General features: G+C 37.8%; 9 protein-coding genes. 8 read left to right on the forward strand and 1 reads right to left on the reverse strand.

Translation table 11 applies throughout. The features are described from left to right. The first annotated feature begins 62 nt into the window (after positions 1 to 62). From HNP36_RS02800 to HNP36_RS02830, 7 genes are all read left to right on the forward strand, one after another. Complete coding sequence (locus HNP36_RS02800) at positions 63 to 1,130, forward strand: DUF2891 domain-containing protein (RefSeq protein ID WP_184160642.1); 1,068 nt, start codon at positions 63 to 65, stop codon at positions 1,128 to 1,130. A gap of 39 nt (positions 1,131 to 1,169) precedes the next feature. Further along, entirely contained in the window at positions 1,170 to 2,015 is an 846-nt protein-coding gene (locus HNP36_RS02805; protein ID WP_184160640.1) for a helix-turn-helix domain-containing protein, read from the forward strand. Between the two features lie 89 nt (positions 2,016 to 2,104). Further along, complete coding sequence (locus HNP36_RS02810) at positions 2,105 to 3,415, forward strand: TolC family protein (protein WP_184160638.1); 1,311 nt, start codon at positions 2,105 to 2,107, stop codon at positions 3,413 to 3,415. Positions 3,416 to 3,440: 25 nt separating this feature from the next. Next, positions 3,441 to 4,553, forward strand: a complete 1,113-nt coding sequence (locus HNP36_RS02815; RefSeq protein ID WP_184160636.1) for an HlyD family secretion protein — start codon at positions 3,441 to 3,443, stop codon at positions 4,551 to 4,553. Positions 4,554 to 4,772: 219 nt separating this feature from the next. Continuing rightward, positions 4,773 to 6,365 (forward strand): MFS transporter, encoded by a 1,593-nt coding sequence (locus HNP36_RS02820; RefSeq protein ID WP_184160634.1) that lies wholly within the window; start codon positions 4,773 to 4,775, stop codon positions 6,363 to 6,365. Positions 6,366 to 6,486: 121 nt separating this feature from the next. After that, positions 6,487 to 7,299, forward strand: a complete 813-nt coding sequence (locus HNP36_RS02825; RefSeq protein ID WP_184160632.1) for a siderophore-interacting protein — start codon at positions 6,487 to 6,489, stop codon at positions 7,297 to 7,299. 218 nt (positions 7,300 to 7,517) lie between these two features. Continuing rightward, complete coding sequence (locus HNP36_RS02830; protein ID WP_184160630.1) at positions 7,518 to 8,222, forward strand: class I SAM-dependent methyltransferase; 705 nt, start codon at positions 7,518 to 7,520, stop codon at positions 8,220 to 8,222. 74 nt (positions 8,223 to 8,296) lie between these two features. Here the strand turns inward: HNP36_RS02830 and metG are convergent, their stop codons facing one another. After that, the gene (metG, locus tag HNP36_RS02835; RefSeq protein WP_184160628.1) at positions 8,297 to 10,333 is read right to left on the reverse strand and encodes a methionine--tRNA ligase; all 2,037 of its coding nucleotides are present in this window, start codon (positions 10,331 to 10,333) and stop codon (positions 8,297 to 8,299) included. 329 nt (positions 10,334 to 10,662) lie between these two features. Between metG and HNP36_RS02840 the strand changes: the two genes are divergently transcribed. Beyond that, positions 10,663 to 13,425 (forward strand): SusC/RagA family TonB-linked outer membrane protein, encoded by a 2,763-nt coding sequence (locus tag HNP36_RS02840; RefSeq protein WP_184160626.1) that lies wholly within the window; start codon positions 10,663 to 10,665, stop codon positions 13,423 to 13,425.

Consider the following 13,425-nt stretch of genomic DNA (forward strand, 5'->3'; position numbering starts at 1 on the left):
TTAATTATTTTTAATAAGTTTGAATGCGGTCTGAAATCTAAATTATTTTCTATTTTTAATGAATGAAAAAAAGTCTTTTAGCATTCGTATTTTCTCCATTCTTGATGTACGCTCAGGAAGCCCCCAAACTGACTGATGAAATGGCAGTTAAATTACTTGAAAAACCTCTTCACTGTATCAATCAGGAATATCCCAACAAAACAGCGCATATCATTAATAATGCCGGCGAAGTTATCTTGACACCAAAAAACCTTCACCCAAGCTTTTATGGCTGTTTCGATTGGCATAGCTCTGTTCACGGACATTGGATGCTGGTAAGACTGTTGAAGACAAAGCCGGATCTGGCCAATGCGAAAGACATTGAAAAAATTCTGGACAATTCATTAAGTAAAGAAAATTTACAGGCGGAAGCAGATTATTTCACAAAATATCAACTAACCACTACCTTCGAAAGAACCTATGGCTGGGCCTGGCTGCTAAAGCTTGATGAAGAATTAACCACGTGGGATAATACCAAAGCTAAAAAGTGGAATGAAAACCTGAAACCTCTCACGGATCAGATCTTAAAATCATGGAAAGCCTATCTTCCTAAGCAAACCTATCCTAACAGAACCGGAGTCCATCCCAATACGGCATTCGGGTTGGCATTTGCCATAGACTGGGCTGTTGCAAATAACGACAAAGAATTCGAAAACCAACTGAAAGAAAAAGCAAAATACTTTTACAGTAAAGATCAGAAAACACCTGCCTATCTGGAACCGGACGGCTCTGATTTTTTCTCGCCAAGTCTTGAAATTGCCGACCTCATGAGAAGAGTGCTGCCACAGAAAGAATTTGTACTCTGGCTTAACAATTTCTACGAAAAAAGAAGCTTGGAGAATATTGAGAAAATTCCGGTTGTAAGTGATCTGAGTGATTACCAGACCGTTCATCTTGTAGGACTTTCCTTTTCAAAAGCATGGTGTATGAAAGGGATATCGAAAGCGCTTCCCAATAGCCATCCTTTGAAAAAAACTTTTAAGAAAACAGCAGATGTATTTTTGGCTAACGGACTTCCTCTTTTATTTCAGGGGAATTATGGCGGTGATCACTGGCTGGCAAGCTTTGCGGTATACTCTCTGGAGGACTAGAATATTGTCAACGCAGAATATATTGGTTACATTTGTGATATGTCAGCCTTAGAAAAATTCGGTGTTGAAATCTTTACCCAGCACAATATTTTCGAGAGAATTTCTGCGGATAAGCCTTTCCGCCCGGAAAATCCTGCATTTATTTTTATTAAATCCGGAACTATAAAATTACGGCAGCACTTCAGTGATCTGGAGCTTTCCGCCAATATGTTTATGGTAACCGATCCTCAGACGGTGTATGAAATGGTTTCCGTAAGCGGAGACTTTCAGTCAAGGATGGTTTCTTATAAAAGAGAATTTATTTCCGCATTATCTTTGAAATTCAACAGGCTCATTACGTACCGCTATTTCCGGCAGCAGATGAATAAAGGAGTTCCTTTCCCTGAAAATGAAATGGAAGTGGTCTGGAAAAGTGTTAATTTCCTTAAATACATCCTGGATTCAGATACGGAGATGCTTTATAAAAAAGAAATGGTGGAGCATCTTTTCTCTGTTTTCTGTTATCAGATGGCCGGAATTATTTCCAAGGAAGACAATAATTCTATGAACCAGATGTCAAGGCAGGAAGAAATTGTGTTTGTATTTCTTACAGATCTCTCAAACCATCATATGACGGAAAGATCTGTTGAGTTTTATGCGGAGCGGCAGTCAATTACAACCAGACATCTTTCCTCTGTTGTGAAATCCATTACAGGAAAGTCTGCAAGCCAGATTATTGCCGTAATTGTAATGAATGAGGCAAAAGTACTTTTGAATTCTTCAAATAAACCGGTTTCGGAGGTTTCTTCCATCCTCGGTTTTAGTGATCAGTATGCGTTTTCCCATTTTTTCAAGAAGCATCTGGAAATAAGCCCAAGGCAGTACAGACATCAATTCGAAAATTGAAATCTTACATTTGAACATCTTTTTCCAAAATTCAAACATTTGTTTGAATTTGTTGCAGCCGTAACTTTGCCTTCGTAAAACAAGGTAAAATGACAAACAATATAAAAACAGCACTATCATTCGTGATAGCTTTATTCCCTGCGCTGTTTTTTTCTCAGGAAATCAAACAGATGACCGCAGGTGAAGCAGCAGAAATGGCTGTGAAAAACCACCAGCAGTTAAAAGTGGCCGCACAGAATATTGATATTGCAAAACAGAATACAAATATTACAAAACTCCAGAAGCTTCCTAATATTACCGCTTCTACGAGCCAATTTTATTTAGGCGATGCTGTAGCGATTGATAAAGATTTTTCCAACTCAACGAATATTCCGATGCCTCATTACGGAAGCTCTTATGCCGTACAGGCCACCCAGCTGATCTTTAAAGGAGGTTTGGTGAACAAATCCATTGAAATGGCCGGACTTCGTGAACAGCTTTCTGAACTGGATCTGGAAAAAAATAAACTGGATGTAAAGTTTCTCGTGATCTCCAATTATCTGGATGTTTATAAGATATTCAACCAGGAAACCGTTTTTCAGAATAATAGAAAACTGGCTCAGGAACGTTTGAAAAATATTCAGAAATTCTATCAGCAGGGAATGGTGACCCGTAATGAGGTAATCCGTGGTGAACTTGCAATTAAAAATCTGGATCAGGGAATTCTGACGCTTACAAATAACAAGAAGATCCTTAACTATAATCTAAATATTGCTCTGGGACTTCCTTCCGAAACAGAAATTGTTCCCGTTGAAAGTCTTAACAATAAAGAATCCGGCATCAGCATGGATTATTATCTGGATCTTGCCCACAACAGCAATCCCCAGCTGAAATCTGCAAAGAAAAGTATTGATGTTGCTGATAAAAACATTGAAATCATTAAAACAGATCAGCTGCCGACACTTTCCGGGTTTGGAGGATATACTTTACAACGGCCAATTACAACTAGAAATCCGGTTCTGGATATGTATTCCGGTGGATGGCAGGCAGGTGTTTCATTAAGTTATAATATTGACAATTTATATAAAACCAAAGAAAAAGTAAAGCTGGGGGAATTGCAGAAAACACAGGCCGGTGATGCGGTAACATTGGTTCAGCAGAATGTGGATATGGCGGTGAATGCTGCTTATGTAAAATACCAGGAGTCCATCCAACAGGCAGATATTCTGAACGATTCTAAAAGACTGGCAGAAGAAAACTACAAGATCACAGAAGCCAAATATTTAAACCAACTGGCTGTACAGGCTGAAATGATTGATGCCCAGAACCAAAAACTTCAGTCGGAGCTGGATTTTGCCAATGCCGAGATCAATGTGCTTTACCAGTATTATAATTTGCTGAAAGCAGCAGGAACACTTTAATTTTTTAAAACTGAAAATCAAGATAATGGAAAACAAGGAACAAACCACTCAAAATACCCAGGCCGCTCCGGCACAATCAGGAGCTGCTGTTAAAAAGAAACAGAACAGAAAGAATAAAATCAGAGCTGTAATTTCCAATATTGTTGTATTTCTGATCATAGGATTCGGGCTTTTCTGGCTTGTCCGTGAATATTTTCACATCGGGGATAAAACGTATACGGAAGCCGCTCAGGTAGAAGAATTCATTAATCCAATCAATACAAGGGTTTCCGCTTATATCAAAGACATAAAATTCATAGAACATCAGAAGGTTAAAAAAGGGGATACACTCGTTATTCTGGATAAAAATGAACTGCTAACCCAGCTAGGTCAGGCAGAAGCAGCTTATCAGAATGCACTGGCACAAAGATCCGCAACAAGCTCATCAGTAAATACCGTTTCCAATAACGTAAGTGTAATGGAATCCAATATTGCAGGAGCAAAAGCAAGATTATGGAATGCCGAACAGAATTTAAACCGATATAAAAACCTTCTTGCTGCAGAAGCAGTCACCAGACAGCAGTACGATCAGGTAAAAACTGAGTATGATGCCCAGAAAGCAGCCTATGAAACGCTGGTGAATCAGAAACAGTCGGCAAATCTTTCCACGACCGAAGTTAAAAGTAAATTAGGAATCAACGATGCAGAGATCAAAAGAACAAAAGCAGCATTGGATATGGCAAAGATCAATCTTTCCTATACCATAATCACTGCACCGTATGACGGAATTATGGGACGCAGAACAATCTCTGAAGGACAGCTGATACAGCCGGGACAACAGGTAGCCACCATCGTCCTGAATGGTCAGAAATGGGTTACAGCTAATTTTCTTGAAAGCCAGATGCCGAATATCAGAATAGGTGAGAAGATAACAATGACTGCCGACGCTTTGGGAGGAAAGAAATTTGAAGGTGTGGTAACCGCCATTTCCGCAGCAACAGGTTCAAGGTATTCAAGTGTTCCTACGGATAATTCCACAGGTAATTTTATCAAAGTACAGCAGAGAATTCCTGTAAGAATAGAATTCAGTGCTTCCAATAAAAAGGAAGATCTGGAAAAGCTGAGTGCGGGAATGAATATGAATGTGAATATTAATTAGGATTGAAAGATTTAAGAATTGAGAGATTAAAAGATTTAAGAAGGGAAGCAGGAGGTCTGAAGATGGAAGTTCATGCAGATGTAGAAAAGACTTCTGGCATCCTTTACTAATTTTAAATTTTTGCATTTAATTTCTTTTTTTGGAGGAATAGGGATTTCTTTGACGAAAAGTAACTTCCATCTTCTGACTCCAATCCTCTAACCTCTAACTTTTAAATTCATGTACAACAAAGGATTATATAACGATTGGGTACCCAAACCGATACAATTGCTGCTTATCGTGCTGTTATTAGCCGTTGTAATGCCGCTTGGCGGGGTATATACCGGGAATATCAGTTATCTGGTAGGTGGTACCGGGGCTATGACAGAATATTTTATGTGGGCCAATTATGCCACAACAATAGGAATGGGAGCCTGTATGCCGATTGTTCTCAGAATGAAAATGAGATTTAAGGTGAGAGATAAAATGACATTGCTTCTTGTGCTTTTAGGACTTCTGAGTTATATCAACGGAACTACGGTGCAGCCTATGGTTTTCGTATTTACGGCACTTTTTATAGGGTTTTTGAAAATGATGGTGACTATTGAGCTGTTTCTCCCGTTAATGGCAATGATTGGAAACAGGGGAATGTTTTATGGTCTGTTCTACACCTTTGTTTTAGTGATGAATCAGGTTGCAGCCTATTATGCGGTGGTGGTTTCCATTAATTACAACTGGCAGCATTTTTATGTTATTGCTGCGGTATTATGTTTTATATTGGCTCTGATTCACTGGATCTTTATGCACAATAAATATTTTGCTTTAAAAGTTCCGTTGCATTATATCGACTGGATGAGTATCATATTGTTCGTTTCAACATTCATGTTTTCCGCTTATGTTTTTTCATTTGGGAAACAGCAGGACTGGTGGAATTCGAAGAATATTATGAATGCAAGCATTGCCGCTTTTGTAAGTTTTGCTTTATTGGTAGTTCGCCAGTTTACCCTGAAAAGACCTTATCTGTCCTTCAAAATTTTTACAAAAAACAATGTGCAGCACGGGCTTTTTATGTTGTTGTGGTTGGGAATGTTCCTGGGAACAACTTCTCTTCAGAATACTTTTGCAGTAGGAGTTCTCGGATACGACCAGCTTACAAATGCCGGCCTGAATATGCTTATGATCCCGGGAATTATTCTGGCAGGAATTACAGCAGTATTCTGGTTTAAAAAGGAAATACCCTTGAAAATGTACATATTCTCAGGATTTTCAGCGATGATGGGATATGCACTGATCATGTACTTTTCAATGGTCCTGGAGTTCAATTATGAGAACTGGTACCTGCCGATGTTTTTAAAAGGATACGGAATGTGCTCACTGTTCATTTCTGTATGGTTCTACACCCTTGATAAGCTTGAACTGGATGATATGCTGGCAGCTATAGGATTGGTTCTGGTATGGAGAACATTTCTGGCGGTAGGATTCTTTTCGGCATTGTATTCCTGGTTTCAGTATCGCTTTCAGATAACAGTAGTCGGGGATCTGGCAGTATACATTGATGGAATGACGGTTACTCCACAAACGTTAGCATCCAATATGAAAACACTTCAGCTCAATGCCATCATTGTTTCCGGCAAAAAGATTTTCGGATATATTATTTTAACAGGATTTGGTGTATTGCTGTATGTTATGACACATCATTTCGGAAGAGAAAGGTTTCAGTATTTGCGGTTTATCAGGGTTCTTGGCGGTAAATCTGTAATCGCAAGAAGAAGGCTTCGCGAAAGAAAGAAACTATTGGAAGAAATAAAAGACGCAGCCGGGCCTGCAGTTTAAAGATACCTTGTTTTTCATCCGTAAAGCTCTGCTATATTTTGTAGTGGAGCTTTACATTTTTTACTTAAATTAATTTTATTTAGACAAAATAAAATTAAATTTGTGATACAAAATAAAATATATGTCAAGAATTTCAACCGGCCGGATTGTTGCTGAAATGATAAGAAAAGAATATATCACCGATCATTATATCAGGGTTTACCTGTATTCATTTGAAACTCATTTATTTAAAAATACCACCATAGGAGATAATAACAAAATAGCCATTCCGCCTGAAGGTCTGGATGAAATTCATTTTCCAACTCTGGATGAAAACCGCCAGTGGGTTTATCCACCCAAAGAAGTGGCTCCTTCAGTAAGAACCTATACCCATCGCGGAATTGATCTTGAAAATAATACGCTGATCATTGATTTTGTTGACCATGGTGATGGAGGTCCGGCATCAAAATGGGCAAGAGAATCCGGAGCTGGTGCAAAATTAGGCATTATGATGAGAACGGAAGCAAAAGAACTATATCCCGAAGCCGAATGGTATCTTTTTGTTGGAGATGCCACAGCAATCCCAGTTCTGGGTGCCATGCTGGAGACCCTTCCTGAAACGGCAAAAGGCATTTGTATCATTGAAGTCCACGGGAAAGAAGATGAACAGATCCTTGAAACCAAAGCAGATATTAAATTTATATGGCTGCATAATTCCACACCACATATCAGCAGTGAAATGGCCAATACTGTCAAAAGTATTATGATCCCGGAAACTTCTAAATTCGGTTATGTTGCAGCTGAATTTTCAAGCGTTAAAGAAATCCGGACCTATCTCAGAAAAGAAAAGAACTGGACAGCACAGGAGCTTAATGCCTATTCTTACTGGAAAGCCGGTGTGGCGGAAAATGAATCAGAAAAGGACAGGCATAAGGAGAAGGATTCGATGGGGTAGAGGTTTTCGTGTTTAGAGTTACGGGTTGCGAGTTTTAGCCGCAGTTTTAATGGATGTTCTGAATTTTGGTTTTAGCCGGATGTTAAGATAAATAGTGAATCTTAATAACAAATGGTCATAGCTTTAAGCACCACGCATCACGAAACTCTAAACCCGAACCCCGGATCACAACCACATCATCAAAAAACTCTTATCTTTGCGACTTTTAAAGTCAACACATGAAAGATTTAATGGGCAAAGCAATCTGGGATTATTTTCACAACGAAAATCCTGAAGATTTGCAGACTGAAACTTCAATCTCAGAGCTGGACGAACTGCCGGTAGAGTATCTTTTCAGGGATTTTGAAGAGATGAATCATATTGAGCAGAAAGCACTGAAACTTGCGGAAGGAAAAGCCCTGGACATTGGGGCCGGAGCAGGTTCCCACACTCTATATCTTCAGAATGAAAGAAATCTTGATGTTCTGGCACTGGATATTTCACCCAAATCTATCGAAGTCTGCAAGCTGAGAGGAATTAAAAAAGCAGTATGTGAGAATATGCTGGATTTTTCTGGGGAAACTTTTGATACTATTCTGCTTCTGATGAACGGAACAGGAATCTTTGAAAGCCTGGAAAAAATTGATATTTACCTTAAAAAGCTTTTTACCTTACTGAATGATAACGGACAAATCCTGATCGACAGCACGGATATTCTATATATGTTTGACCGTGATGAGGACGGAGGTGTTTATATTCCTGCAGGAGGTTATTACGGCGAACTGGATTATGTAGTTCATTACAAAAGTGAATCCGAAGATCCGATCAAATGGCTTTATCTTGATTTTAAAACCTTGAAAAATGCAGCCGAAAATAATGGTTTTGCAATAGAAAAAGTTTTTCAGGATGAAGATTCTTATCTTGCAAAACTGACTAAGAAATAACAGCGCAATGACAAGGGAGAAAATAAAAAAGACACATGATTTTCATGTGTCTTTTTCTTTATCTGAGCATTAGATTATCCTATTTCAATACCGTTTTCTACATTATTGTCATCCGGTGTTACGAAAGACAGTTTTCCGTCCGGTTTTGTTGTTAATAAGAACATTCCCTGGGATTCAATTCCTCTGATCTTTCTCGGGGCAAGATTTAATAAGATCATTACCTGCTTTCCAACCAGTTCTTCCGGTGTGAAGCTTTCTGCAACACCTGAAACCACAGTTCTGATATCTACACCCGTATCTACTTTGAATTTCAGTAATTTATCTGCTTTTTCCACTTTCTCAGCTTCTAAAATAGTTGCTGTTCTAAGGTCTATTTTAGCAAAATCATCAAAAGAGATTTCTTCTTTCATAGGGTTGGCGTTAGGGTTTGTTTTTTTATTATTTTGTTTTGTTTGCTCCAGTTTTTCAATCTGGGCCTCAATTACGCTATCTTCTATTTTTGAGAAAAGAAGAGAAGCTTCATTGATTTTGTGACCAGCTTCTATTAAAACAGATTTGTTTTCAACATCATTCCAGCTTACCTGTTCAGCATTGAACATTGTTAATAACTTTTCAGAGCTAAACGGCATGAATGGCTCACATAACTGAGCTAAAGCAACAGCCAGCTGAGCACCTACAAATAACGATTGCGACGCTTTTTCAGGACTGTCTTTAATGGTTTTCCAAGGCTCTTCAGTCTGAAGGTACTGATTTCCAAAACGGGCAAGATTCATCAATGCAGTTAATGCGTTCCTGAATTCATAGTTTTCTAAAAATCCTGAAATTTCTTTAGCAGCTTTATTGATTTCTCCCAATTCAGGACTGTTTATATCTCCCTGAGGAACAATCCCATCGTAATATTTATGAATCAGAACAGCAACTCTGTTGATGAAGTTTCCGAAGATTCCTACCAATTCAGAATTATTCTTAGTCTGGAAATCCTTCCACGTAAAATTATTATCCTTTGTTTCCGGAGCAGACGAAAGAAGTGCGTATCTTAAAACATCCTGTTGTCCAGGGAATTCTTCCACATATTCATGTGCCCAAACCGCCCAGTTTCTTGATGTTGAGATCTTATCATTCTCAAGATTTAAGAACTCGAAAGCAGGAACATTTTTCGGCATGATATAATCACCATGAGCCTTCATCATCGAAGGGAAAATAATACAGTGGAACACAATATTATCCTTTCCGATAAAGTGAACCAGATCACTGTCTTCACTTTGCCAGTAATCTTTCCAGTTTTTGCCGTTTTTCTCTGCCCATTCTTTGGTAAAAGAAATATATCCGATAGGCGCATCAAACCAAACATAAAGCACTTTCCCTTCAGCGTTCGGAAGCGGAACCGGAACTCCCCAGTTCAGGTCTCTGGTCATGGCACGTGGTTTCAGTCCGTCATTTAACCATGATTTAACCTGTCCGTATACATTCGGTTTCCAGTCGTCTTTGTGGCCTTCAATGATCCATTCGTTTAAGAAGTCTTCGTATTCATTTAAAGGAAGATACCAGTTTTTGGTTTCCTTAAGAATCGGAACATTTCCGCTCAACATCGATTTCGGATTAATCAATTCCGAAGGTGACAGGGTAGAACCACATTTTTCACACTGATCTCCGTAAGCATTTTCATTACCACAGTTCGGGCATGTTCCTACAATATATCGGTCTGCCAGGAATTCTCCGGCCTGTTCATCAAAATACTGTTCAGAAATTTCTTCTGTAAATTTCCCTTTTTCATAAAGAACTTTGAAGAAATCCTGACTGGTTTCATAATGCTTTTTAGAAGTTGTTCTGGAATATTCATCAAAAGAAATTCCCAGGTCTGAAAAAGATTTTTTGATGATTTCGTGATATTTATCTACGATATCCTGAGGCGTTACTCCTTCTTTTTTTGCCCTTATGGTAATAGGAATCCCATGCTCATCTGAACCACAGATAAACGCTACATCTTTTCCCAGCCTCCTCTGAAATCTTGCGTAGACATCCGCAGGAATATACACACCTGCCAAATGTCCTATATGAACCGGACCGTTTGCATAGGGCAAAGCTGCCGTAATCATCTTTCTGTTTGACATTTATAGTAAAGTTTTAACTGCAAAGATAAGGATTATCTCTCGAAACCGCCTAATATTCGATTATAATAAGTTTTTAGCCCATGTGGTAGGCTGAAATATTATATTCAGTTAAACGGATGTTTAACTTTATGTTATTTATAATAATGTGTTATGCTTTGCATATGTTAACGTAATGTTATGAAAAACAGATATTTGGTTTTTGACTAGACAAGCAATTTACATAAATTTATCTAAATTTTCAATAATATTATGGTAATTCTAATTTTTTTATAAATTGCAAGGCTGGTTGTACAGCCTTATTAAGAAAACGAAACTAAAAAAACGATATTGTGAAAAATTTTACAACGGTATTAAAAATTGCTCCTGCTTTTTTATTGGCCAGTTCAATAATGCATGCGCAGGACTCTATAACCAAGGAAAAAAAGATCGAGGAAGTTGTACTGATTGGATACGGAAAGCAGAAGAAATCGGACCTTACGGGTTCCATTACTTCAGTTACAGCTAAAGATTTCAACGGTGGCGCAACTTCTGCAGGTCAGCTGATCCAGGGAAAGACACCTGGGGTACAGATTACCAACAACAGTGGTGCTCCCGGGTCGGGAACAAAAATCAGGATCAGGGGTACATCTTCTTTAAATGGGGAAAACTCTCCATTGATTGTAATTGATGGGGTTCCCCAGGATTTTACAGGAGTTAACGGAGCTTCAGATCCATTATCATTAATTAACCCTAATGATATTGAAACTTTTGACATTTTAAAAGACGCCTCTGCTACGGCAATCTATGGTAACAGAGCTTCCAATGGGGTAATCTTAGTTACAACTAAAAAGGGAACTGCCGGAAAATTTAAAGTTAACTTTTCAACACTTGCTTCTGTTTCAACAAAAATGGGAAATGTTGATGTTCTTAATGCAGACGAATACAGAGCATTTGTCACTGAAATGGCGCAGACTAATGCTGCTGTTGCTACAAATGCTTCCAGGTTGGGAACAGCCAATACAAACTGGCAGAATCAGATCTATCAGAAAGCTTGGGGAACCGATAATAATTTAGCTCTTTCAGGAGGAGTTAAATGGTTGCCATACCGTTTATCAATTGGATATAATGACCAAAATGGTATTGTAAGAACCAATTCATTTAAAAGAACTTCCGTAGGAATAAATTTAAATCCGAAATTTTTTGATAATCATTTAGCAGTAAATGTTAATGCAAAAGGAACATTTACTGATAACAGGTTCTCAGATGGTGGAGCTATTAAAGCTGCAACTTATTTTGATCCTACCCAACCGGTGTATTCAGGCAACTCGAATTACGGAGGATATTATGAGTGGACAGATCCTAACAACCTGGTGACAGGTCTGAATGTAAACGGAAACTCTAATCCATTAGGTCTTCTATATGGTATTCGTGATGTGTCATCCGTTTGGAGAGGTTTAGGAAATATTCAGTTGGACTATAAATTCCATTTTTTACCGGATCTACACTTTAACGTAAATGCTGGTTATGATTATTCTAAGAGTAACGGTGCAAAAACTGTAAGCCCTCTTTACAGACCGGGGATGAGTGATTTGGGTACATTCAATGAATATACTATGGAGAAAAAGAATAAATTGCTGGAAACGTATTTTAATTACTTAAAAACGATAAATGCAATTTCTACTTCTGTTGACCTTACTGCAGGATATGCATATCAGGGTTTCCGCACGAATATTCCTGGATCAACAACATTCAAAGGTAGAGGTCAGAATACATCAACCAATAATTTTGAAACAAATTATATTTTATTATCTTTCTACGGAAGAGGTATTTTTACCATAGCTAATAAATATATTATATCAGCTTCCATCAGAAGAGATGGATCTTCAAGATTCTATAACGGTACTACAAGTAATGTTTGGGGGAATTTTCCGGGAGTATCTGCTGCTTGGAAAATTAACGAAGAAAATTTCCTGAAAGATACAGGAATCAATGTTTTAAAATTAAGAGCAGGTTGGGGAAAAACGGGACAGCAGGAATTACCTACCCTGGATACTAACAAACCAAGAAACTATCCGTCCTATGCTGCTTATAATATGAGTTCTGACGGTGCTCAGTATCAGTTTGGAGATCAGTTCTTCTATATGATGAGACCGGAAATTTATAATCCGAATTTGGGCTGGGAGATCACTACAACCAAAAATGCGGGTATTGATTTTGGTTTTGCAAAAAATAGAATCACAGGTTCTATTGATGTTTATCAGAAAGATACTAAAGATCTGATCGTGGACTCGCCGATTGCAGCAGGAGATTTAAGTAATCATAACCTTTTGAATGTAGGTAATATGCAGACAAAAGGGATAGAGGGATCCGTTACTGTAGTTCCTATCAAAAAAGAAAATACCACTTGGGAAGTTTCATTTAATGCAACACATTATAAGTCTAAAATTACAAAACTTATTAATGGAGCAGATTCAACTTACAGAATTCTTGTAGGAGGAATTGAAGGAGGGGTAAACAATACCATTCAGGCTCATACAGTAGGACGTCAGCCAAATGCTTTTTATGTATTTCAACAAGTATATGATAATAGCGGTAAACCAATTGACGGACTATATGTAGATAGAAATGCAGATGGTAAAATTGATGTTAATGACAGATATTACTATAAATCAACTCAGCCTGATGCTATTATAGGATTTAATACTAAATTCTCTCATAACAACTGGGACATTGGTTTAAGTGCAAGAGCTGTATTAGGAAATTATGTGTATAATAATGCTGCATCGAATAGCTCTATCCAGTCATTAACAACCAATAACTATTTGCAGAATGTATATTCTTCTACAGCAGATTATAGATTTTCAAGTCCGCAATATTTCTCTGATATCTTTGTTGAAAATGCATCTTTCTTAAGACTGGATAATATTAATGCAGGTTACAATTTTAAAGATGTATTCTATAAAGGAAGTAACATCAGAGTTTACGCAATGCTTCAAAACGTATTTGTAATTACTAAGTATTCAGGAGTAGACCCTGAAGTATTCGGGAATATTGATAATGGATATTATCAGATGCCAAAAGTATATTCATTAGGATTTAACTTTCAATTTTAA

The sequence above is a fragment of the Chryseobacterium shigense genome (assembly GCF_014207845.1).
GTDB lineage: Bacteria > Bacteroidota > Bacteroidia > Flavobacteriales > Weeksellaceae > Chryseobacterium > Chryseobacterium shigense_A.